This window comes from Streptomyces sp. GL_148 (assembly GCF_057834205.1).
Genome location: NZ_JBYQMC010000002.1, coordinates 74,457 through 96,829 on the forward strand (window position 1 = coordinate 74,457; position 22,373 = coordinate 96,829).

At 63.9% G+C, this 22,373-nt stretch carries 17 protein-coding genes and 5 pseudogenes; 10 read left to right on the forward strand and 12 right to left on the reverse strand.

Features of this window, described 5'->3' with window-relative positions:
- Positions 1–87: 87 nt before the first annotated feature.
- Together AC3IYI_RS39715 and AC3IYI_RS39720 are read right to left on the reverse strand one after the other, a co-directional pair.
- A pseudogene (locus AC3IYI_RS39715) lies at positions 88–838 on the reverse strand (transposase).
- A gap of 88 nt (positions 839–926) precedes the next feature.
- On the reverse strand, positions 927–1,406 hold the full coding sequence (locus tag AC3IYI_RS39720; RefSeq protein WP_489411973.1) for a transposase: 480 nt from the start codon (positions 1,404–1,406) through the stop codon (positions 927–929).
- Positions 1,407–1,697: 291 nt separating this feature from the next.
- On the opposite strand from AC3IYI_RS39720, the pseudogene AC3IYI_RS39725 reads away from it, so the two are divergent.
- Positions 1,698–2,202 (forward strand): annotated as a pseudogene (locus tag AC3IYI_RS39725) (transposase); the annotation flags it as partial.
- Positions 2,203–2,349: 147 nt separating this feature from the next.
- On the opposite strand, the gene AC3IYI_RS39730 reads toward AC3IYI_RS39725, so the two are convergent.
- Positions 2,350–2,763, reverse strand: coding sequence for a histone-like nucleoid-structuring protein Lsr2 (locus tag AC3IYI_RS39730; protein WP_489411974.1), 414 nt, complete (start codon positions 2,761–2,763; stop codon positions 2,350–2,352).
- A gap of 366 nt (positions 2,764–3,129) precedes the next feature.
- On the opposite strand from AC3IYI_RS39730, the pseudogene AC3IYI_RS39735 reads away from it, so the two are divergent.
- A pseudogene (locus AC3IYI_RS39735) lies at positions 3,130–3,880 on the forward strand (transposase).
- Between the two features lie 35 nt (positions 3,881–3,915).
- On the opposite strand, the pseudogene AC3IYI_RS39740 reads toward AC3IYI_RS39735, so the two are convergent.
- Positions 3,916–4,392, reverse strand: a pseudogene (locus tag AC3IYI_RS39740) (helix-turn-helix domain-containing protein); the annotation flags it as partial.
- Between the two features lie 325 nt (positions 4,393–4,717).
- Complete coding sequence (locus AC3IYI_RS39745; protein WP_489411975.1) at positions 4,718–8,425, reverse strand: hypothetical protein; 3,708 nt, start codon at positions 8,423–8,425, stop codon at positions 4,718–4,720.
- A 510-nt stretch (positions 8,426–8,935) separates the two neighbouring features.
- Between AC3IYI_RS39745 and AC3IYI_RS39750 the strand changes: the two genes are divergently transcribed.
- From AC3IYI_RS39750 to AC3IYI_RS39760, 3 genes are all read left to right on the forward strand, one after another.
- A complete protein-coding gene (locus AC3IYI_RS39750) occupies positions 8,936–9,214 on the forward strand; it encodes a transposase family protein (RefSeq protein WP_489411976.1) in 279 nt (92 codons plus the stop codon).
- 213 nt (positions 9,215–9,427) lie between these two features.
- Complete coding sequence (locus tag AC3IYI_RS39755) at positions 9,428–9,745, forward strand: hypothetical protein (RefSeq protein ID WP_489411977.1); 318 nt, start codon at positions 9,428–9,430, stop codon at positions 9,743–9,745.
- A 138-nt stretch (positions 9,746–9,883) separates the two neighbouring features.
- A protein-coding gene (locus AC3IYI_RS39760) for an IS3 family transposase (protein ID WP_489408176.1) occupies positions 9,884–11,055 on the forward strand; the annotation gives its coding sequence in 2 pieces (ribosomal slippage) (positions 9,884–10,136 and positions 10,136–11,055; 1,173 coding nt in all).
- A gap of 121 nt (positions 11,056–11,176) precedes the next feature.
- On the opposite strand, the pseudogene AC3IYI_RS39765 reads toward AC3IYI_RS39760, so the two are convergent.
- From AC3IYI_RS39765 to AC3IYI_RS39780, 4 genes and pseudogenes are all read right to left on the reverse strand, one after another.
- A pseudogene (locus AC3IYI_RS39765) lies at positions 11,177–11,527 on the reverse strand (hypothetical protein); the annotation flags it as partial.
- Positions 11,431–11,856, reverse strand: a complete 426-nt coding sequence (locus AC3IYI_RS39770; RefSeq protein WP_489411978.1) for a transposase — start codon at positions 11,854–11,856, stop codon at positions 11,431–11,433. The pseudogene AC3IYI_RS39765 and the gene AC3IYI_RS39770, both read right to left, overlap by 97 nt.
- Positions 11,857–12,428: 572 nt before the next feature.
- Entirely contained in the window at positions 12,429–13,691 is a 1,263-nt protein-coding gene (locus AC3IYI_RS39775; protein WP_489411979.1) for a PAS domain-containing protein, read from the reverse strand.
- Positions 13,692–14,303: 612 nt separating this feature from the next.
- Positions 14,304–15,053 (reverse strand): transposase, encoded by a 750-nt coding sequence (locus AC3IYI_RS39780; protein WP_489411980.1) that lies wholly within the window; start codon positions 15,051–15,053, stop codon positions 14,304–14,306.
- Positions 15,054–15,276: 223 nt separating this feature from the next.
- Here AC3IYI_RS39780 and AC3IYI_RS39785 point away from each other — a divergent pair, with 223 nt between their 5' ends.
- The 4 genes from AC3IYI_RS39785 to AC3IYI_RS39800 all read left to right on the forward strand — a co-directional run bounded on the left by AC3IYI_RS39785 (position 15,277) and on the right by AC3IYI_RS39800 (position 19,409).
- Positions 15,277–16,347, forward strand: coding sequence for a transposase (locus AC3IYI_RS39785; RefSeq protein ID WP_489411981.1), 1,071 nt, complete (start codon positions 15,277–15,279; stop codon positions 16,345–16,347).
- Between the two features lie 791 nt (positions 16,348–17,138).
- A complete protein-coding gene (locus AC3IYI_RS39790) occupies positions 17,139–17,888 on the forward strand; it encodes a transposase (protein WP_489411980.1) in 750 nt (249 codons plus the stop codon).
- A 260-nt stretch (positions 17,889–18,148) separates the two neighbouring features.
- Entirely contained in the window at positions 18,149–19,108 is a 960-nt protein-coding gene (locus tag AC3IYI_RS39795; RefSeq protein ID WP_489411982.1) for a GlxA family transcriptional regulator, read from the forward strand.
- A 118-nt stretch (positions 19,109–19,226) separates the two neighbouring features.
- Positions 19,227–19,409 (forward strand): transposase, encoded by a 183-nt coding sequence (locus AC3IYI_RS39800; RefSeq protein ID WP_489411983.1) that lies wholly within the window; start codon positions 19,227–19,229, stop codon positions 19,407–19,409.
- Here the strand turns inward: AC3IYI_RS39800 and AC3IYI_RS39805 are convergent.
- Both AC3IYI_RS39805 and AC3IYI_RS39810 read right to left on the reverse strand, forming a co-directional pair.
- Positions 19,395–19,712 carry a hypothetical protein gene (locus tag AC3IYI_RS39805; protein ID WP_489411984.1) on the reverse strand — a complete coding sequence of 106 codons (318 nt, stop codon included), beginning with the start codon at positions 19,710–19,712 and terminating at the stop codon, positions 19,395–19,397. The genes AC3IYI_RS39800 and AC3IYI_RS39805 overlap by 15 nt on opposite strands.
- A 230-nt stretch (positions 19,713–19,942) precedes the next feature.
- On the reverse strand, positions 19,943–20,722 hold the full coding sequence (locus AC3IYI_RS39810; protein WP_489411985.1) for a transposase family protein: 780 nt from the start codon (positions 20,720–20,722) through the stop codon (positions 19,943–19,945).
- Positions 20,723–20,874: 152 nt separating this feature from the next.
- On the opposite strand from AC3IYI_RS39810, the gene AC3IYI_RS39815 reads away from it, so the two are divergent.
- On the forward strand, positions 20,875–21,351 hold the full coding sequence (locus tag AC3IYI_RS39815; RefSeq protein WP_489412252.1) for a hypothetical protein: 477 nt from the start codon (positions 20,875–20,877) through the stop codon (positions 21,349–21,351).
- Here AC3IYI_RS39815 and AC3IYI_RS39820 read toward each other — a convergent pair.
- Positions 21,326–22,138, reverse strand: coding sequence for an IS5 family transposase (locus AC3IYI_RS39820; RefSeq protein WP_489411986.1), 813 nt, complete (start codon positions 22,136–22,138; stop codon positions 21,326–21,328). The genes AC3IYI_RS39815 and AC3IYI_RS39820 overlap by 26 nt on opposite strands.
- Positions 22,139–22,373 lie beyond the last annotated feature (235 nt).

Sequence of the window (22,373 nt, forward strand, 5' to 3'; positions counted from 1 at the left end):
CCGCGCCCGCGAGGGCCTCCAGGGCCGCCCGCACACTCTCCCCGGCCAGCTCCAGACGGTTCAAGTCCCGCACGGCACTGAACCTTTTCAGCGGTGCCCCTCCAGGGTGAGGATGGCTTTGGTGATTGACGTGAGTTTGTTCGGGCTGGTTCGGGCTTTGCGGAGGATGCGCCAGGTCTTGATCCGGGCGATGGCTCTCTCGACGGGCCACCGGAGTCGGGAGTGTGCCCGGTTGACGGACTTCTGTTTGACGGTGAGGTCTTTGCCGGGTCGCCGGCGGTGTGGGACGGCGACGATGTCGCCGGCTCCCTGGTAGGCCTTGTCCGCCAGGACGGGGATGCCGAGGCGGATGCATGTGGCGATGATCCGGTGCCGACGGGCCGCGGTGAGATCGTGGATCCGGCCCGCGAGAGCGGGTGAGATCCAGACCAGGGCTCCGTCCGGCGCGGTGATGACCTGCATGTTTACCCCGTGGCGGCGGTGTTTGCCCGAGTAGTCGGCGCGGCCGTCACCAACCCGGTCGCACTCGGCGAGGGTCCCGTCCAGCAGGACATACCGGGCGTCCGGCCGTTCTCAAAGCCGCGGTCAGGCCCGGCGCCCGGCCTGCCAGGAGCGCCACAACGCCGTGAACGTAGGCGTGGGTGGTACCCACGCTGATCCCGAAACCCGCCGCGATCTGAGTCAGGGTGTCGTTCTTCTTCAGGTACACCAGTGCGGCCAGGGCCCGCTCGGAGGGCGGCAGCTTGCACCGGCGGTCACCCTCCCGGGTGACGATCAGCATCGTCACCCACTCCACGAGGGCATGCGGAACATCGAGTACGGCACGATAGGGAACCAACAGAGCCCCCAGGCTGAAGAGTTGAGCATCGATACCTTGCTCAACAGCCCGGGGGCTCTGCCCGTTTCACCACCACCTCGTCACCCGATCAGTGGCCAAGTTGAAAATGCTCACTGATCACATGGGTGGAGTCCGTGCGCTGCTTGCCCCCGGCCGCCACCAGCCCGGCATCCTTGCAGTGCTCAAGGAGCCGGTCGAAGGCCACCCGCTCCATGCCGTTGTCCGCGAGCCGGGCCCTGAACTTGCTGAGCACACTGGCAGCGAAGCCGGTGTCGGTGAGATCCGCCCCGCGCGCGTACTTCCAGTCGATGGCCCGCACCGCCATCGCCGCGGCCTGCCGATCGGTGAGGTCCTCGGCGAACTGCAACACCGTCACCAGCGACAACACCCCAGGCGACAGGCCCGGCGCCCCGCGCAGCCCAAACGCCTCGGCGAACGGCTCATCGGCGAAGACCTCCGCGAGGTGGTCCCGCACCCGTATCGCCAGACTCCCCTTGGGGAACGCAGCCCGCGCCACCACCACGGTCTGCTCCGGGATCTCCGGCAGTCCCACCGGCCGCATCGACATGCCCTACCGCCTCCACGGCCGCACGACGGAAAAACGACCTCAGGAACGATCATCGCCGACCCGCCCGCACCCCCGCAGCAAATTGGGCAGCAGAGTCCGGATCAGGTTCAAAGTCACGAAAGACCAGGTCAGGGATGGTGTCCCGCTGAGCGGTGTAACTGATCCTGGCTGCGAAGTGCGCCGTCGTGGTCCTCCCGCGTGCATCGGCGGCTGCTGAATGCTCCCTGGGAACAGGCGGGCCATCGTGCAGATGTCCTTGGTGAACGGCGAGTTCAACCCATGGAGTGCACGGTGGCCTTGTCCCAGCATGACCTGCTTCGCCTGCTCGAGTCACTACGTTCGGCAGACGGTCTTGAGCCCGTCCTCGAGGTCGCCGAGCGCCTGCTGCAGGAACTGATCGAGGCCGAGGCCACTGCGAGGATCGGCGCCGAGTGGGGCGAACGGACCGAGGCCCGCACCGGCTGGCGCAACGGGCACCGGGACAAGACGGTGATCACGCAGGATGGCGACCTGGGACTCCCGATCCCCATGCTGCGGGCCAGAAGCTTCTTTCCCAGCCTGCTCGAGCGCCGGCGCCGTATCGACCAGGCGCTCTATGCCGTGGTCATGGAGGCCTACGTCCACGGTGTGCCGACCCGATCCGTCGACGACCTGGTCAAAGCCCCCGGCTCGGGCACCGGCATATCCAAGAGCGAGGCCTCCCGGATCTGCGCCGGCCTCGACGAACAGCTCGAGGTGCTCCGCACCCGGCCTCTCGATCACATCCGGGTTCCCCTGCGTCTTCCCCGACGCCACGCCGCCGCCAACGGCCCAGAGTCCACTATAAAACCTGGAAGATCCTCACCCGCTACCGAGCCCCCCTAACGCCGACCCACGATCGTCAAAACCGCCACCACCCTCGCCCTCAACAAGAGCGCCTGACAGGCCCACGAACAAGCGTCCCTCAGTGCGACGCTTCGTAGGCTTGTAGCACCTTGAGTGGGACCCGACCACGATTACTAACCGTATAGCCGTTGTCTAGCGCCCATCGCCTGATGTCGCCGACCCTCCTTGGGCGCGCCACCGACGTCTTCGCTCTACCTTCTCCCCTGCCCACTTTCCGTGATGCTCGCAAGAAAGGACCGAAGGCTTCTAGTAGCTGATCGTAACTCTCAGGTGTCAAATCAATTTCATATGACACTCCGTCCAGCGAGAAGGCATGAGTAGCCACCTCGGCCGTCTCCTCACCCGTTAGGTCATCCGTGAACACCTTGACGATTTTTTGAGCCATAGAGCGATCATACACGAGACCGTCGGCCCCGGAACGATTCACCCACCTGTCATTGGCTTTAGGGTAAGTTCTGCCAATGAAAAACATAAAATCGTCCGGCTAGCGGCTGCTTAATGATTAAACCGAAGCCAGGCTTTATCGCTACGCGATCGACACAGCCAGATCCGACAATGCTTTCGCGATATAAATCTCATCCCTACTCATTTTGGTCTACATTTCTAGGAATTGGCCCTGATAGTAGGCCGATTTTATAGAAACTATGGCACCATGATCAAAATGGCTGGTTCCGTGTGCGTTGCATCGGGTGGCATCTGGCAAGCCGTGACCTGACGTGGTGCATTGAGCATTTTCAACTTGGCCACTGATCGGGTGACGAGGTGGTGGTGAAACGGGCAGAGCCCCCGGGCTGTTGAGCAAGGTATCGATGCTCAACTCTTCAGCCTGGGGGCTCTGTTGGTTCCCTATCGTGCCGTACTCGATGTTCCGCATGCCCTCGTGGAGTGGGTGACGATGCTGATCGTCACCCGGGAGGGTGACCGCCGGTGCAAGCTGCCGCCCTCCGAGCGGGCCCTGGCCGCACTGGTGTACCTGAAGAAGAACGACACCCTGACTCAGATCGCGGCGGGTTTCGGGATCAGCGTGGGTACCACCCACGCCTACGTTCACGGCGTTGTGGCGCTCTTGGCAGGCCGGGCGCCGGGCCTGACCGCGGCTTTGAGAACGGCCGGACGCCCGGTATGTCCTGCTGGACGGGACCCTCGCCGAGTGCGACCGGGTTGGTGACGGCCGCGCCGACTACTCGGGCAAACACCGCCGCCACGGGGTAAACATGCAGGTCATCACCGCGCTGGACGGAGCCCTGGTCTGGATCTCACCCGCTCTCGCGGGCCGGATCCACGATCTCACCGCGGCCCGTCGGCACCGGATCATCGCCACATGCATCCGCCTCGGCATCCCCGTCCTGGCGGACAAGGCCTACCAGGGAGCCGGCGACATCGTCGCCGTCCCACACCGCCGGCGACCCGGCAAAGACCTCACCGTCAAACAGAAGTCCGTCAACCGGGCACACTCCCGACTCCGGTGGCCCGTCGAGAGAGCCATCGCCCGGATCAAGACCTGGCGCATCCTCCGCAAAGCCCGAACCAGCCCGAACAAACTCACGTCAATCACCAAAGCCATCCTCACCCTGGAGGGGCACCGCTGAAAAGGTTCCTTGTCTCCGGCGGGCCGTTCCCGGCCTGGGGGCTTGCGTCTCGCGGTCAGCATCCCGGAGCCGAGGTAGCCCAGGTCACCGATGTCCTCCCGGTTGGCGAACGTCCCGGGAAAGTGGGACTGCCGCCAGGCATGCATGCCGTGCCGTGAGCCCGGGACGGGCGCCGGGACCGCGAGCAGATCCCCTGACAAAGTGGCCGCGACCTGCAGGTTGAAGCCGGTGTCCCTGTGCTTGCCGGAGAACATTGTTGTGCCCTCGCTTGCCCCGTCCCAGGTGGTCACCAGGGTGCCGTCGATCAGGACGATGCGGCCGGCTGAGATCTCCGTGGGGTCCGGGACGTGTCCGGCCAGGACCTTCTCCACCACCGGCAGTAGCGTCGTCCACCGCCTGGAGACAGTGGCCTGGGAGATCCCGAACAGCTCCGCGGCCGCCTCCTGGACGGGGTTCTGCCGCAGCAGGAACAGCACCAGTACCACCGACTTGTACAGCCCCAGCACCCACATCCGCCCCGGCGTCACCGTCCGGTCCGGATCCTCCACCAACGCCCGGTGGACCTGTTCCACCAGCCCGCCCAGTTGATCCTTGTCCAGCCCTGTCGTAACGTCCCAGCTCAACGGCCCTGCCCCGGTAATGATCTGACGTCTTCGCAAACATCAGGCTACGCAGCAGGGCCCTCTTCACGATCAAGGAAATCGGGCTACGAACCCCCGTGAATAAGCCTCACGCAGTCAAATAGTTTCGACTCAATACCACAGCACTTCGGGGTTGCGTGTTTGTGACCGGCTCAACGAGGGATACGAGAGCCGGTCAAATCGGAATAGAAATTCATCAGGGTGCAGCCCATCTCGAGTATGAGGGGATGGAGAACCCGAGCCAGCCTAGATAGCTGATGGGCTGCATGGCAACCTCAACAATACCCGGAATGAAAAAGGTGTCAGCGTTATTGATTGCCTGCAAAAGCAGCGGCTTGACTACCAATGCGGAGTATCCGGAAATGCCCGCCAGGAGGCCCATCCAGGACTGGTAATCCTTCCACTCGTTATCGGCAATCTCAATAAACCCTCCGATTACAGCGAGGCCGCTGAGCAGCAGCCCCTCGCCACACAGAATGGGAAGCCCTATCGCACCCGAAAGGATGAATGATCCCGGAAATTTTTCCAGCCCCTTAACGAATGCCCACCACGAAACGATACACATTCCGATATCGACAATCCAGAATATGGTCGAGAAAAGCGATTGGAACCACGAGAACCAGCTCGCAGGGTCCTCCTTATCGTCCCACGGCCAGATTAGGAATGGGTTATTTGGGGAGGTCGGCCAGCCGAATGCCAGACCGAGACCCACGAAGATTAGTGAGATCGAAATGCCGATAAGGAGGGTAGCCTGTGAGATTTTATTCGGGCCGACTTCCATTCCGTCTTCTATGAGGGCGTACAAGTCTATAAGGGTGCCGAATGCCGCCCCTATGGTGGTCGCCGCGATGGCGACGGAGACGGCGGCGTCGTTGTAGTCTTTTTGGAATTGAGTCCACTTTTCGTCGTCGCCGGGGAGGGCGTCCAGGGGCTGTTGGACTCGGTTGGTGGGAAGGCTTCCCGTCGGGAAGGGCTGGGTGTCGACGCCCCTGACGAGCTTGTACGCGACAGTAGCCGGGATGGCTCCAGCAAGGCAGACGATGTCGCTGAGGGTCAGGTCGGTGTCTATAGGCGTGACGCCGGCTTCTTCCTGGGCCCAGATGTAGAGGGAGGTGAGCAGGAGAGAGTCGGGCTTGGCATCGAAGAGCTGGCCGAGCTGGTCGATCATCCAGTAGAAGACGTCGAAGACGAGGTCGATGAGGTTTTCGGCGACGGTGAGGAAGGACTTCAGGAGTGCTTTGATCTTGTCCAGCATCTCGGTGAGGGCGATGCCGGTGAATTCCTTGTCGCCGTAGCTGGCCACCCATTCGGCGAATGCCTGAGCTGCTTCGACGAACGCGCCTCCGGTGCCTTTGAAGGCGTCCATGAGCTGGGTGAGTGGATTGTCTTCGGTTTGGAATTCTGCTGGTGTATCCGGCTGCTGAGGCAGGGAGGTGGCGGTGTTCGCGTAGTAGGACATGGCGTCTGTGAACTTGCTGACCTTTGGCCCCTGAATCATGTCGGCTATCGCCGGTTCGGCCGGAGCGCCCATGCTGACTGGGTTGCCGAGGTCTCCGACGGTCGGGGTGCCTTTGCTCTCAATCTTCGTGGCGATGGCAGCGAATGCTTCGTCGATCTTGCTGCTCATGGCCTGGAAGTCAATCTTGGGGCGGGCGTAGGCGACGCCTTGCTTCAGGGCGTCCGGGATCTTAGAAAGGCCTTCCTGCATAGCCCGCTTGGTGTTCCAGATGGCCTGGAAGTCGAATAGGTCCTTGAGCCAGTCAATGAAGTCTTCAACGTAGGCGTTGAGGATTCTGGCGTAGCCCAGGACGGCTTGGAATGCGTCTTCGACGGTACGGACGAAAAAATTCCCGAGGTCGACGAGGGTGTCGCCGATTTTCAGGACCATGTGGACGAATCCATTTTTCGCGTCGATGGCGAATTGGTGGACGGTCGTTACTCCGCTCTTGATTCCTTCCCAGATATCCCCGGCAAATTCCTCCAAGTCGTCGAACCATCCTTCGACAGTTCCAGCGTATTCGGGGTGCTGCGTGATCCGGGCGATCTGAGCGTGGAATTCTTCGGTGGTCAGAAACTCCTGCCGGGTGACAGTCCCATCGTCTTCGCGCCGCAGGAGGACGCCGACGGCCTCTCCGGGCGTGGGGGGCGTGCCCGCTGGTTCTGTACCGAGGCTGATCACATCCTGAATGTCCTTGACAGCCTTCTGCGGGGTGGGTCTGCCATCTACCCCGTTGTTCGTGGACCAGGTCTGGGATGGGACCACATATTTTCCCGGTGTGGTCCCACTGCCGGGGATCCTCGCTGCCTTGAGCGCGTCCGGTGAGAAGACGTCGGGGCGGATCTTTGTTGCAGGCAAGGTTCCTTTGCTGGCCAGGAAGTCGTGGACCGCCTTGTCTGGGGCGATGTCCAGCGACACGGTCTGGTCCTGCGCAGTAGCCGTCACCGTCAGCCGGGGCGCGGTCAGATCCGGCGCGCCGACAGATACGCTGAGCTTGCCGGTGTGGTCAGTCTGCAGATTCAGCGCTTGGCCGGGCTCCGCGAACAAGAACTGGTGATCTGCCTCTACAAGGCAGGTTTCAGAGACCTCCAGGGTCACGGGGTGGAAGGGGACGCCCATACCCGTGGCACTGGACAGGCTGATATCGGTGCGCCAGCGGTTCACGCGGTAGGCGTTGACCGCCGAGGTGCGCAGCGGGTCGAACAGCCACCGGCCGCTACTGGTGTTCTGAGTGAGGAGGCGGACCGGCAAGAACTCCTGATCCGGGTCCTTGCCCTCGAGGGCGATGAGGGTAGGCATATCCACGGGGTACGGGTCCGCCTGGACCAGGAGCACATCGCTGCGGATAGGGATGGCCACGGCACTGCTGACCGAAAAGGCAGGTGCGTCCACGTCGGAACCGGAGGGCGGCTTGAAAGCGCTGATCCAGGTGGGGCCGTTGGGGCCGGAGCCGCCCTGGTGGACGACCGCCAGATCGCTGACATCGCTGTCCCCCCGGTACGTGGTCACATAGATGTGGGCCAGGCCGCTGTTGTCGGGCACCAGTGCGCCCTCCCGGGCGACGATGTCCGCGCCGATCCAGCCCACGGCGCCGCCCCGGCTAAGCGCGAGGTGTCCGCTGGTATCGATGAGAGCCCAGTCCACCACTTGCGGGTTCTCGAAAACCGGTCCCAGGATCCTGGATACACCCGCCGTGCCCATCGACGTTCCGAACGGGTTGGCGATGTAGCCAGATTGTGCCTCCAACACCACGCCACGGCCGTTAATAACCGCGCCGACTACCATTTTTCCACTGGGCTGCGGCCAGGCCACGCTGTAGTCGGTCATGGGGCCCAAGGAAACGTATTGCCACCGCAGAGAATACAAGGGCTGCCATTTCCCGCCGGAATATTTGACGACCTGCAGGTTCCCCAGGACATCGACGTAGGTAACCCGGGGATCCCGGCTCCCTGGGACATAGGAAACCCGCAAGCCCTGAAGGAACAAAGCGACGCTGGAACTGACCTTCGCGAATCCCGTCGGAGTGACCTGGTACGCCGCTACCTCTCCTTGCCTGGAGAGAAAGATGAACGTGTTCCCGTCCGGCGTGCGCACGGGGACCACCTCGTGCCAGTCCGTTCCGGCAAACGGCCCGTCCACCAGAGCGTAGGCTCCAGGAACCGACGGATCCCGCTTGAGTACCTTGGCACGGTGGTCATCCAGCACCACACCCTGCGGCCCCCCGGACACCGGTTCGTCAAACAACGCAAACTGCCGCTTCTGCCCGCTAGGCAGCATCGCGTCCGCGCTGGCAACGACATCTTCCATCAGAACACTGCTGGATGAGAACGAGTACGGCGTCGGGAACGGTGGAGGAGGTTGCGGGGTCTTCCCTGTCGATGCAGGGCCTCTCTGGGTCACGGACATGAGAAATCTCCTCTATCGCGGAACGATTCCGAAACAGCGTCTGCTCAACTTACACAGTGGGCAGAACCCGGGCGGTGCCCCCGAGTTTTGGAGACGAGAGAAACTCGGATCTTGATGGCCCAGGAGAACGGAGTCTCTGTGGGATGAAGTACTGCCCCATCGAGTTTCAGGCGGGCGTGGGTCTCGTTGTGCCGGTGGCGGCTGATCTCGGGGTGAATACCGGGACGCTGCGGAACAGGATCCGGGCCGCCAAGTGGGCGCCTCCCCGGCGCCCACTTGGCACCGCCCAGCTCTGCGCAGGCTGATGGTGCCGGAGTTCACACGGAGCTGGCCACGGTGCGGAAGGGGATCTGTGGGCTGGTGGGAGAGCATGGCATTCTCCGTAAGGCAGCCCGGTATTTGGGGCTCTTCGCTCATATGTGTGGGTCGGTTCGTGTCCTGAGATGACGAGCGCCGCGCCCTGCGTAGGTTTCTGATTGTGATGATCAGGAACCTGCCGAAGGGTGCGGCGTGTCTGCGAACGTACTGGTGAGGGCGGCCGGGGTCGGGCGCACGGTGGTCGAGGAGGTGCGTGTTCACCCGGTCGAACCCGTGAAGATCGTCTCGGTGCGGCCGGACCGCAGGTGGGAGCGCCGGCCGGCCTGCGGGGTGTGCCGCCGGCGGGCGCCGCTGTATGACCGGGGCCGCCGCAGGCGCTGGCGCTCGGTGGACGAGGGGCTGCTGCGGGTCTACTTCGAGGCGGACCTGCCGCGGGTGGACTGCATGCGGCTGCCAGGCGGAACTCGCTGAGGACAGCACAAGCCCGCGTGTTGGAGATATCGTGCCCATGCTGCCGCTGTAATCAGCGCCCCCACAGAGCTGGCGTTACTCTGTCCGATAAAGGGCATATGTAGAGAATCCATCGGAATGTGATTGTCCGACAGTCTTGGTAAGCGCCTGTCACGAATCGGGTATGCCGGCCGCTGCACCTCTGCGGCAGCCTCAGTGGAAGGACGGAAGATCATGGAGAAGCACCACGTGAAGCGCACTCTTGCGGCATCCGCCATTGCCGTACTGCTGGCTGGCGGCGCGGCGATCGGGGCGGCTTCCACTGCCTTCGCTGCCGCCCCCGCCAGCGCAATCACGCACAACGATCGCGGATCCTGGCACGATGGGTACTGGGAGAGCCACTGGCAGAGCAGCTACTTCGACAGCAATGGCTGCTTGCACTCAGGCCAATGGCAGCATACTTGGCATGCTGGTTATTGGAGCTACAACAGCTCCCAAACCTGGAGTCACGCCCACCATGAGGACTACCGAGCTTTCTCGCGCGGCCACTGATGGGATGATGATCGCGGCAAGAGCGCATCAGGCGAGGCCCTCGAGCTGCTGAGCATCTCACGTCGGCATGTGAGGTGCCCCGAAGTTCGCGGACTCCCGCCATGCAAGAGATACTTACCTTGACCAAAGGATAGGTAAGTGGCAAAGCGCACGACCCCGTACTCGGCAGAACTCAAAGAGCGAGTAGTGCGGGAAGTACTCGACAAATCACGCCCCCACGCGGATGTCGCCAAGGAGTTCGGTGTCACCGAGAGCTCGTTGAGTCGTTGGGTCGCCCAGTACCGGAAGCGGCACCTCGCAGGCGAACCGATGGCAGATTCCATCGCCGCGGACGAGCGTGTCCGCGAGTTGGAGAAGAAATTGCAGGAGGTCACCACCGAACGGGACTTCCTAAAAAAAGCGGCAGCCTTCTTTGCCCGCGACCATCGGTGACCGAGAAGTATGAGTTCATCGACGGCGAGAAGGACAATTTCCCGATCACGGGCATGTGCACCTGGCTTGACGTTTCCACCTCTGGTTTCTACTCCTGGAAAATGCGACCGGCTTCGCCCACTTTCGAGCGGCGTGAAAAACTGAAGCTCATCATTCGTCATGTCTTCGACGAATCCGATGGCACCTACGGATACCGCCGAGTTCACGCCGCCCTCGGCCGCAAGGGCGTCGAGGCAGGGCCCGAGCTGGTGCGTCTCCTGATGCGGGACCTGGACCTGGTCCCCTGCCAGCCAAGGCCCTGGCGGATCACGACCGTGTCAGACAATGATCAGCCGGCACTCCGGGACTTCCTCGGACGCGACTTCACGGCCGCCGCTCCCGGACAGAAACTGGTGGGAGACATCACATACATCCACACCTGGGACGGCTTCCTCTACCTGGCGACGGTGATTGACTGCCACACCAAGGCCGTTGTCGGCTGGTCCATGGCGAACCACATGAAGACATCCCTCATCTCGGACGCCGTCGACATGGCAGCGGGCAATATCAAGCTCGCTGATGGATGCATATTTCACTCTGACAGAGGAAGCCAGTACACTTCACAAGAGTTCCGAACGAAACTTCAAAGGATGCAAATGCGGCCCTCGGTCGGCAAGACCGGAGTCTGCTGGGACAACGCCATGGCCGAGTCTTTTTTCGGAGCCCTGAAGAACGAACTCGTGTATCGCACTACCTTCCCGTCCCGGGAACACGCACGCAAGGCGATAGTGCGGTACATAGAAGTCTTCTACAACCGTAGACGCCTGCACTCGGGACTTGGGTACAAGACCCCGCAAGAGGTTCACCGCGAATACGAGAAGATACAGCTCGCAGCGTAAGTTTCTCGCGCAAGCACAGTCCGTTTTCTTCGGTGCCCCTCAATGCTCCAACTTGAGGGCCCGGGGGCAGTTGGGTGATCGTGAGCCAGTCCTGTTGCTGTGCGTACTGTTTCACGTGGGTGCTGATGTGGCTGGAGTAGTTGTCCCAGACGGGGGTGACCGGCCCGTCCAGGCGGCGGTGCAGCAGGGCCAGGAAGCGGGGAAAGTCCTTCTTCGTGCAGCCGCCCGACGGCTTGACTGCATAGATCATCCGGGGCTCCGCGCCCTCCTTGAAGCAGATCCACGCGACCATGCTGATCTTGTCGTTGCGCTTCCCCGATAGCCGCAGTACCGGCGTCTGCCCGGCCTTGCCCCGGGTGCGGCGGGTGGGCCCGTTCAGCCAGGCTCCGGCCCCGTCCTCGAAGCACACCCACCCGCCACCTGCTGTGACCTGCGCGGATGAGAGGCCGCCGGCCACGTTTCCGTGCGCCATGCGGCAATCGCCTCCCCGTCACGCTCCACGGCACGCACCCTGGGGACCTGCCACGACCAGCCCAGGCGGTCCAGCAGCCGCCACACCCCGGAGATCTCATACCGGACCTCGAACCGCTCCCCGGTCACCACCCCGATCCGGGCCAGCGTCCACCGCTGGTCCTCCCACCCGTACGCCGCCGGCCCCGCCCGCAGCAGACCCTCCAGCTCCCGCTCCTGCTCCTGCTCCGCACTCAGATACGAGCTGCCACCCGGCCCCCTGGACAGCAGCGCCGGCCGGCCGCCCCCATCCCAGGCCCGCCGCCACAGGCTGACCGCCTGCGGCGTCACCCCAAGGCACCCGCGCGACCATGCTCTGCCGCATCCCCTGTCCGAATAAATCAGCCGCCTGCAAACGCCGCCGCTCCAGATCAACTGGGCTCAACGACCTACGAGTTCGAGTCCCCATACAACCGATATGCCGCACATACCCAGATCATCAAACACGACGTCAAAGATCAGTAGTTGCCGGAGGAGTCCGTTGAGCTGGGCGAGTACACCCTCTTCATCGGGCTGTTCCCGTCAAATGTCCTGGACGGGGTGACATTCCTCAAGCATCGGAGCGAAAGGCCGTGCGTTGAAGAGCCCTGCGAAAAATGTGGGCACCACACAGCCGACAATCGAATAAATGGGGGAGGCTTTGCATGCTCCCCTTTCCTGCATCTAGCCGAATAAGCGGCCATAAAGGACTCTGGAAGACTTCACTGAAAGGTCGTCGGGCGAGCGTCACAGAAGATACCCACGCCGCAACGCCATTTCCAAGCTTATGAACTAGCGGAACATCCGCTCTCAATTTCATTCTTGCCGCCCCCGCTCCCCAATAGTCGCCCGTAGGAGAAAGTACCACCTCGCCTTCTGACATTTCATGACGTTTCGCTATTTCTCTGTTCATGGACATCTGTTGCAGCTCGAAGTACCGGAGGCCACCTATCAGGCTCAAAAATTCTCCTATTGTAGGCGCGTGCCACGAGACCTCCTCGACTATTTGCATTGAGGCGCTCTTTAAGCAGCTTAAGGCGATAATCTAGCCCTTGTCGGCTCAAACTGAGCGAATCCGAAATTTTAGCGTTGCTAGCACCGAGCGCGAGGAGCTCGATAATCTTTCCATCCAACTCGTTGAGGTTGGGGATGTCTGCCGCCGTGGCGCCATTTTCGGGATTTTTCAGTGCTGTGATTGACAAAAGAATGGAACCGGAATCAAGTTCCAGGGGAGCCAGATCAATGTCGGCTACGATGACATCGCTCCCGCTGTCTAGAACCATACCTTTGCAGGATACTGTAGTCTGGCCTCGGAGCCCATCAAGAGCCTCGCGGAGAAAGCTGCGGGATGCTTGAGCAACCCACTGAAAACTCACTTTATCGCCAACCGGGACATCCCCTAGTAGCTGAATCCAAGAGTAGTTTACATCTTTGAGGAAACCTTCTGGATTACAGACGGCCATGGGGGTCCGCGAAGCCTGGAATACAGTCGTAAACGGGGTTCTTCCGACGACGGCATCCTGTGGGGCTTGAGGTGGAGATGGCGACTCCCCGGCTTCGGGTTCGCGCCTCGGCCCGCCGTCCTCGGAAATGGCAACCTCGAGCAGAAAAGTACCGTCTGGGCCGTGCACCGGAAATACTTGGCTGCGCAGCCTGGCTTCGTTAGAATCAAGCCAGTACCTTACATCACCCTTTCCTTCCGGGCCGGACTCCAATCCTGTACAGCGCCTAGATTCGGGAATCACAGCATCAACTGAATGCCCGATAACGTCGCGATCGGTTAGCTCTAGGGTGGACAAGTACTTCGTGCTCGCGAAAAGATAATGATGCTCTTCATCCAGAATGGCGACCAATCCAGGAGCCTGCTCCGCCAGTTCGTAGAAGAGATCCTCCATACTTTTCCGATAGGTCTTCTCGCGTTCGGCGGCCGAAAAATCGAGCGCAGTACCAATTACTCCGATTACTTCACCATTTTGGTCGCGCAACGGCACAGCACAGGCCAGGTAACCGCGTGTTGCCATTTTCCAAGAAACAGTCTCACCCGCACGAGCACGGAAATGGGCGGCCACGTCAGGGTTTTGAAGCTGCCGCTTATCGAAGTAGTCTCGATCACTGATTTTCCCGGATGGTGACGGCAGGGAAGGCATACAATCCATGCCACGCCCATTGACGTGCCGAAGAACTGCCAGGTCATAGTTAGTGACCCAAACTGAAAGGGGAAGCTGCTCTGCGATTTGACTGAATAGGGCCTCCGCCGCGGCTGCGGCCAAAGAATCCGTCGACCCCATCATAGGATAAGCCCGAGAAAGAACATAGAATCAGTCACCCGCACTCTTTGGCATGCAGCAACACTAGTCACACGCGTCGCGTGGAGGAAAAACCTTAAACCAGCAGAGTGCAAATTTCGCCATTCGGACTCCGAATTTGCGCTAAACGGGGGAGAGTGGCGAATGTGAATTTAATATTTTTTACGTCAGTACACAGCGATCATGCCGCACGATGACCGCGAGATTGTGGCGCCATCGTGTTCGTGGCCACCTCAAGTTCTACGGGGCGACGGAATCGGGGACGAACTCTCGACAGCTGGGCCCTGCAACTCCTGGGCCGGGCGTACCCCCAGCTGCTTACGCCGTGGACGCGACGATGGCAGGCCGGCACCCAGCTGCGACATGTTCCGCGTATGAGCCATCATCCACCGGATCGCCCTGTCGGGGTGTCAACCACTCGGACGTCATCACTGGACCAACCAATGAACCTTTTCAGCGGTGCCCCTCCAGGGTGAGGATGGCTTTGGTGATTGACGTGAGTTTGTTCGGGCTGGTTCGGGTTTTGCGGAGGATGCGCCAGGTCTTGATCCGGGCGATGGCTCTCTCGACGGGCCACCGGAGTCGGGAGTGTGCCCGGTTGACGGACTTCTGTTTGACGGTGAGGTCTTTGCCGGGTCGCCGGCGGTGTGGGACGGCGACGATGTCGCCGGCTCCCTGGTAGGCCTTGTCCGCCAGGACGGGGATGCCGAGGCGGATGCATGTGGCGATGATCCGGTGCCGACGGGCCGCGGTGAGATCGTGGATCCGGCCCGCGAGAGCGGGTGAGATCCAGACCAGGGCTCCGTCCGGCGCGGTGATGACCTGCATGTTTACCCCGTGGCGGCGGTGTTTGCCCGAGTAGTCGGCGCGGCCGTCACCAACCCGGTCGCACTCGGCGAGGGTCCCGTCCAGCAGGACATACCGGGCGTCCGCCGTTCTCAAAGCCGCGGTCAGGCCCGGCGCCCGGCCTGCCAGGAGCGCCACAACGCCGTGAACGTAGGCGTGGGTGGTACCCACGCTGATCCCGAAACCCGCCGCGATCTGAGTCAGGGTGTCGTTCTTCTTCAGGTACACCAGTGCGGCCAGGGCCCGCTCGGAGGGCGGCAGCTTGCACCGGCGGTCACCCTCCCGGGTGACGATCAGCATCGTCACCCACTCCACGAGGGCATGCGGAACATCGAGTACGGCACGATAGGGAACCAACAGAGCCCCCAGGCTGAAGAGTTGAGCGTCGATACCTTGCTCAACAGCCCGGGGGCTCTGCCCGTTTCACCACCACCTCGTCACCCGATCAGTGGCCAAGTTGAAAATGCTCAATGGCCGACTACACGCCCGAGGACGGTTCTGGCGGTCCGTTGTGGACCCGCCCCTTGGCCGCTGAGTCGATCCGGATGTTCACGGGGGTGGTGATGACGGAGCAGGGGGGGTGGGCAAGTGGCTGCGCCGGCACGGGTTCTCCCCGCAGCGGTCCGAGCGGCATTCGTACCGCCAGGACCAGGCGAAGGTCGATGCCTGGCTGACGGTGAGTACCCGGCGATCGCCGCCGGGCGAAGGCGGAGAAGGCGGTGGTGGCCTGGGCGGATCAGTGCGGACTCCGTTCGGACACCGCTCCTCCCGGCCGGTCCTGGGCGCCGAAGGGGCGGACCCCGCCCGTGTGCGTGAACGGGCGCCGGTTCACCTGATGTCCCGGGCCCGGGTCGGTCACGACCTGGCCCGGAGGGAGACCGTCGGTCTGGTCGTCGATGAACTCGCCGGGCAGGAGGCGGTGTGGGTGGTGGACAGGACGGGGGATGCGAAGCCGTCCATGAACGGTGTGGGAGCCGGCAGGCAGCACTCGGGTGCGATCGGTGGTACCGGTCTGTGTCAGGTGGCGGTGCACCTGGTGGCGGTTCACCGCAACCACGGAGGTGATCATCGATCGGGTCTGTGCCTCCCGGCGGACTGGGCGGCGGGCGAGGAACGCCGCGAGGTCGCCGGGGTGCCGGAGCGGACCGGGTTCGCGACGAAACCGCAGCAGGCGCGGGCCGTGGCCGCCGACGGCCTCGCCGCAGGGATCGCAGCCCGCTGGTTCGCGGGCGACGAGGTGTACTGCGGCCGTCAACTGCGTCGGGGCATACGCCCGCCGGGTCTCGGCTATGCGGTCGGCATCCCGGCTTCGTACCAGGTCGCCAACGGGGCGGGCCGCTGCTGGAAGGCCCGGAAACTGATCAACAGGGTGCGAGTTGCGCAGGGCGACGGCCTCCTTCGGCCGGTCGTCGATGTCTTCCAGGGCGGCGATGGCGGTGGCGACAGCCAGGCGAGCTGTGCTCAGCGGGGGCTGGGCGGTCACCGACTCCAGCAGCTCCTTCTCGGTGTCACCGGCCAGGGTGGCGGCGTGGTGCATCAGGAGATCGACGGCAACGCGGATCAGGGTGTTGTCGGTGATGATCTCGTGTCGCTCCTGGCGGCCGTCGCTGACCCGGCGGCGGAGCTTGGTCAGCGCGCTGACCTGACCTGATCTGCACGCAGGGGCGGGCCTCTTTGCGTTCCAGGTTCATCCACCGGGGCTGCTGAGCGGGAATCCCTGCCGCGCCTGGAGCGGATGTGCGGGAGTGGGTTCTTCGGCTGTGGCCGGTCGGAGGGCGCGCTTGGAGGTTGCTGCGCGGTGCAGGCGGACCGGGGAATGGGTGTCTCCCAGGAGGACGGGGTGCCGGGACCGAGGGAGGAATGCGGTGCCGGCACCCGCGGGAGCCGGGGGACGGCTCGGTGCATCGCCAGGCTCAACGCGGTGGGGTGAGGAAACGTCACGCCTGTGCGAGTTGCTCGTCGTTCCCGCCCGTCGAGGTGGATGCGGGTACCTGGTGGAAGTGCCTGATCCGAGGGCCACGGGATGGTCCGGGAGTCGAAGCAGCCCGCGGCCCAGAAGCCGTTCCCCAAAGCTCTGCCGCAGCCTGCCCACCGAAAGATCACCAACAGCATCGGTTCAGCCTGTTTCAGTGAACCTCTTCCAACCTGACGGGTGGTTGGATCGGGGTTCCCGGTGGTGGGCATGAAGAAAGCTCCTGGTAGACGGGTTCACGACCAAGATCACCAGTCCGCCAGGAGCTCTCGTGCTTGTCTGCCCGTCCGCCATCGATGTGTCCAGCCGCACCCTGCAGCACCTCTCCGGTCTTCTCGCAGGTCACCGCCGCCGCATTGAGCATTTTCAACTTGGCCACTGATCGGGTGACGAGGTGGTGGTGAAACGGGCAGAGCCCCCGGGCTGTTGAGCAAGGTATCGACGCTCAACTCTTCAGCCTGGGGGCTCTGTTGGTTCCCTATCGTGCCGTACTCGATGTTCCGCATGCCCTCGTGGAGTGGGTGACGATGCTGATCGTCACCCGGGAGGGTGACCGCCGGTGCAAGCTGCCGCCCTCCGAGCGGGCCCTGGCCGCACTGGTGTACCTGAAGAAGAACGACACCCTGACTCAGATCGCGGCGGGTTTCGGGATCAGCGTGGGTACCACCCACGCCTACGTTCACGGCGTTGTGGCGCTCCTGGCAGGCCGGGCGCCGGGCCTGACCGCGGCTTTGAGAACGGCGGACGCCCGGTATGTCCTGCTGGACGGGACCCTCGCCGAGTGCGACCGGGTTGGTGACGGCCGCGCCGACTACTCGGGCAAACACCGCCGCCACGGGGTAAACATGCAGGTCATCACCGCGCCGGACGGAGCCCTGGTCTGGATCTCACCCGCTCTCGCGGGCCGGATCCACGATCTCACCGCGGCCCGTCGGCACCGGATCATCGCCACATGCATCCGCCTCGGCATCCCCGTCCTGGCGGACAAGGCCTACCAGGGAGCCGGCGACATCGTCGCCGTCCCACACCGCCGGCGACCCGGCAAAGACCTCACCGTCAAACAGAAGTCCGTCAACCGGGCACACTCCCGACTCCGGTGGCCCGTCGAGAGAGCCATCGCCCGGATCAAGACCTGGCGCATCCTCCGCAAAACCCGAACCAGCCCGAACAAACTCACGTCAATCACCAAAGCCATCCTCACCCTGGAGGGGCACCGCTGAAAAGGTTCAGTGGTCCCGCGCTCCTGCTGGGCCAGATCGAGAGCGCCTATGAGGAGCTCCTCGACATCTTGGGCATGCTCCGGCTTGGCCTCGATGCGGGCGAGCAGGCCGAGGCGGGGTGACCTCGGGCATGGGGGAAATTGTCATAGCTGGTCTCCCTAAGGGGTAGTTACGTACTGTGTGCTGCGGTGAGACCACCATAGAAGCGGGCCACCGCCGCCAGCAGAGGCGGATCCGACGGATGCTTTAGCATTTTCGACATGAGAATCTGGGTACTGGTCATTGACGGCCTCTTCGACTCCGGGCTCGCGGCCGTCCAGGACATCCTTCAGATGGCCAATGACCTACGGACGGAGCTGCCGCATCCACCGCCACGCTGGGAGGTAGTCCGGGTTCGCGTCGGACAGGGCGCCGTGCGGACTGCCGCAGGGCACGTCATCGAGGCCGTCGCCGCCGAGGACGCGCCGTCGCCCGGGTTGCTCCTTGTACCTGGTGTCGGCCCGAAGCAGCCAGGGCCGCTGCTGGACTGGGTGGCCGCCCCCGAGCGCGCGGCCGCCCGGGCCGTCCTGCGGCAGGCCCGGGCCGACGGGATCCCACTCGCCGCGGCCTGTACAAGTACGTTTCTGCTTGCCGAGGCAGGGGTGCTGGACGGACTCCGCGCTACCACCAGCTGGTGGCTGGGACCGGCCTTCCGGCATGCCTACCCCCAGGTGGAGCTAGAGGAGAACAACATGCTGGCCCATGCCGATGGGGTCACCACCGCCGGCGCCGCTATGGCGCACCTCGACCTCGCGCTCGCCCTCGTCCGGGAGGCCAGCCCCGTCCTCGCGGAACTCGCGGCCCGCTATTTGGTGGTCGACGAACGCCCCACTCAAGCTGGGTACGCGATACCCAGCCACCTGGCCCGTACCGACCCCACCGTCAGCGCATTCGAGCGCTGGGTGCGGGACCATATAGATCAACCGCTGCGAATGGCCGAGGCAGCGCGCGCGGTCGGAGTGAGTGAGCGGACGCTACAGCGGGCCGTGGACAAGGTACTAGGGGTGTCCCCCCTGCGGTTCATACAGGCTATCCGGATCGAACAGGCCACGTATCTGCTACGTACGACTGATCTGCCGACCGAGGCCGTCGCGTACCGGGTCGGCTACGAGAACGCCTCCACCCTGACAACCTTGTTGAGGCAGCGGTTGGGAACGACGCCAGGGCGGTTGCGGGGATAGCAACACGAAGTTGCCCTGCCTGTTGAAGGCTGGGGGCCGCCTCCGGGCGCTTTGGGTGAGGGGCCCCGAAGTTTCCGGACAGCGACCCAGTAGGGTCGATCTGTAAGGAAACGAGGTAATGCAAGTGGCACGTTCCAACCCGTACAACCCGGAGTTCTGCGAGGAAGCTGTCCGGCTGGCTCTCTCTACGAACAAGCCGATATCCCAGACGGCCCGGGAACTTGAGATCAATGCAGAGACCCTGCGTTCGTGGGTACGCCGTCATCAGCGGAACACTCCCTCACCGTCACGGCAGCTGTAGTTCGTGACGGGTGAGGTTCCTGGTCATGTGGTGGCTGGTGCGGTGATGTCGTTCCAGCGGCGGTGGCAGGCTGTTGCGCGATTCTGGTGATGGACGGCTCCGTCGCGACCAGTGCAGGGCGTGGGCGGGGTCGGTGTCCTGGCGGGGTCGGGGCAGGGCGAAGGCCCGGAGCAAGGCGAGGAGTTCACACGGGCTGACGGGCCCCATCGCCCTGTCGGCATCAGTCTCGTCGGTCTCGGGGTTGGCCCGTTGCCTCTCGTGGAGGGCGCCGATGGCCAGGAGGGCGTAGGCGAGGACGCTCATCAGGCTCCAGCGATGCCAGGAGGTCCAGGAGGTGACCTGGCCGGTGTCGAGGTGGGCCAGGCCCTTGGCTCCCTGGCAGTCTGAACCGCCCCGGGGATCTTGGAGGCTCTGAACCCTGGAAGGGTTGGAGTCATGCCGGCACCGAGGAAATACCCCGCTGAGCTGCGGGAGCGAGCGATCCGGCTCGTGTTCGAGATACGTCGGGAGACCGGGAGGCCTATTCACGGGGTTCACCAGCCCTTCTTGTAGAAGGCGAGGGCGGTGATGGTCCTGGTGATGAGGGGGAAGGTTTGGAGGGCGCCGCGGTAGCGGGTGGCGAGGATCTTCCAGTCCTTCAGGTGCGCGATCGCCCGCTCGACCGCGGCGCGGAGTTTGCCGATGCTCTGGTTGTAGACCTTGTCTCCGGCGGGCCGTTCCCGGCCTGGGGGCTTGCGTCTCGCGGTCAGCATCCCGGAGCCGAGGTAGCCCAGGTCACCGATGTCCTCCCGGTTGGCGAACGTCCCGGGAAAGTGGGACTGCCGCCAGGCATGCATGTCGTGCCGTGAGCCCGGGACGGGCGCCGGGACCGCGAGCAGATCCCCTGACAAAGTGGCCGCGACCTGCAGGTTGAAGCCGGTGTCCCTGTGCTTGCCGGAGAACATTGTTGTGCCCTCGCTTGCCCCGTCCCAGGTGGTCACCAGGGTGCCGTCGATCAGGACGATGCGGCCGGCTGAGATCTCCGTGGGGTCCGGGACGTGTCCGGCCAGGACCTTCTCCACCACCGGCAGTAGCGTCGTCCACCGCCTGGAGACAGTGGCCTGGGAGATCCCGAACAGCTCCGCGGCCGCCTCCTGGACGGGGTTCTGCCGCAGCAGGAACAGCACCAGTACCACCGACTTGTACAGCCCCAGCACCCACATCCGCCCCGGCGTCACCGTCCGGTCCGGATCCTCCACCAACGCCCGGTGGACCTGTTCCACCAGCCCGCCCAGTTGATCCTTGTCCAGCCCTGTCGTAACGTCCCAGCTCAACGGCCCTGCCCCGGTAATGATCTGAGTAGCCGTTGTCTTTCCGGACGTGATCGGTGGGTTTCCGCTGGTCAGGCATGCACTCCGTGGCATCGAGGAAGAGTCGGGCCGTCACGTTTGTCGGGATGACACGGAGGTCGTCGATGGCTTCGGTCATGGGCTTGTTGGAAGCACGCGAGACGGCTGCGCAGGTTCGGGTCGAAGAGCTTCGCGAGGAGGTGGAGCGGGTGCTGGCCGAGCTTGCGGAGGCGGAGGCGGTGCTGGAGCGGCGGGCCATCGCCCGCGTGGAGCTGGCCGAGGCCCTGGCCGCGCCGGAGCCGGAGGCCGAACAGCCGCCGGAGGCGGAGGCGGCTGTGGCGAAGGCGCCGGTGGCGGGGTCGGTGGTGCCGCACTGGCGGGAGGGCCTGGCGGTGGAGGCGCTCGCGCCGGACTACCAGCGGCTGGTGGGCGTGCTGGAGGCGGAGGCGGGCGGGTCCGGGCTGCGGGCACGGGAGTTGGCCGGGCGGCTGGGTCTGGAGGGGGTGCCGGCGAAGGTTGAGGGGGTGCGGTCGAAGGTTAAGCGGCTGGTGGAGCGGGGCTGGCTGGCCGAGGAGCGTCCTGGGGTGTTCACGCCGCGGCGGGTGGCCGGGTGACGTTTCGGCTCCGGTGGCGGGCGAGGCGGCGCCCCATGAGCATGGTCATCGACCACAGGGCGGCGGCTTCGCTGCTTTCGGGCCGGGTCTCGTAGTCCCGGCCCAGGCGCCGCGAGCGCATCAGCCAGCTCAGCGTCCTCTCCACCACCCACCTGCGCGGAAGCACCACGAACCCGCTCATGTCGTCACTGCGTTTGACGATCTCCAGCGTGAGCCGGAGTGTCTCCTTCGCCCAGTCGACCAGGCGGCCGGTGTAGCCGCCGTCGGCCCAGACCAGGCTGATCTTCCGGTAGCGGGCACGGAGCTTTTCCAGCATGCTGCAGGCGGCATCGCGGTCGGTCACGTCGGCCGCCGTGACCAGCACCATCAGCAGCAGGCCGAGCGTGTCCACGATGACGTGCCGCTTACGCCCGTTGATTTTCTTGCCGCCGTCGAAGCCGCGTGAGGCGGCCGGCACCGACGCGGCTGCTTTCACCGACTGCGAGTCGATGATCGCGGCGGCCGGCTCCGGGGCGCGGCCCTCGCTCGCGCGGACCTTCCCGCGCAGCCGGTCGTGGAACTCGGTGATCAGCCCCTTGTCGCGCCAGCGCCGGAAGAAGGCGTAGCCCCGGTCCCAGGTGGGAAAATCGACCGGCATCGCCCGCCACTTGATGCCGTTGTCGACCAGGTAGCGGATCGCGTCGATCATCTGCCGGTGGCAGTAGCCCTCAGGCTGTCTGCCCTTCCCGTTCAGCCATGCGGGCACGGGCAGCTGATCGCGCACCGCCGCCCATTCCTCATCCGTCATGTCGGAGGGATAGGCGGGCGCACGCTCGGCATGGTCGCCCGCGTTCCCGTACTGATGGGCGAGGCAATCACACGACCGGGTAACCGAGTTGGACCCGGCGGGCGTCGGCACGGAAGACTGCGACAACAGGGCCTCCTGTTGCTCGGATGGATTCGACACCCACGAGCTGTGCAGGAGGCCCTGCCTTCATGCCCGTGCCACCAGAAGACCACCCGACCGGGAACCCTCGTTCGAC

Bases quoted from the DNA above. Each gene is read 5' to 3' on its own strand.
- AC3IYI_RS39720 (WP_489411973.1), bottom strand. From the start codon at position 1,406: ATGTCGATGCGGCCGGTGGGACTGCCGGAGATCCCGGAGCAGACCGTG.
- AC3IYI_RS39730 (WP_489411974.1), bottom strand. From the start codon at position 2,763: ATGTTTTTCATTGGCAGAACTTACCCTAAAGCCAATGACAGGTGGGTG.
- AC3IYI_RS39745 (WP_489411975.1), bottom strand. From the start codon at position 8,425: ATGTCCGTGACCCAGAGAGGCCCTGCATCGACAGGGAAGACCCCGCAA.
- AC3IYI_RS39755 (WP_489411977.1), top strand. From the start codon at position 9,428: ATGGAGAAGCACCACGTGAAGCGCACTCTTGCGGCATCCGCCATTGCC.
- AC3IYI_RS39775 (WP_489411979.1), bottom strand. From the start codon at position 13,691: ATGCCTTCCCTGCCGTCACCATCCGGGAAAATCAGTGATCGAGACTAC.
- AC3IYI_RS39795 (WP_489411982.1), top strand. From the start codon at position 18,149: ATGAGAATCTGGGTACTGGTCATTGACGGCCTCTTCGACTCCGGGCTC.
- AC3IYI_RS39800 (WP_489411983.1), top strand. From the start codon at position 19,227: ATGCAAGTGGCACGTTCCAACCCGTACAACCCGGAGTTCTGCGAGGAA.
- AC3IYI_RS39805 (WP_489411984.1), bottom strand. From the start codon at position 19,712: ATGAGCGTCCTCGCCTACGCCCTCCTGGCCATCGGCGCCCTCCACGAG.
- AC3IYI_RS39815 (WP_489412252.1), top strand. From the start codon at position 20,875: ATGGGCTTGTTGGAAGCACGCGAGACGGCTGCGCAGGTTCGGGTCGAA.
- AC3IYI_RS39820 (WP_489411986.1), bottom strand. From the start codon at position 22,138: ATGACGGATGAGGAATGGGCGGCGGTGCGCGATCAGCTGCCCGTGCCC.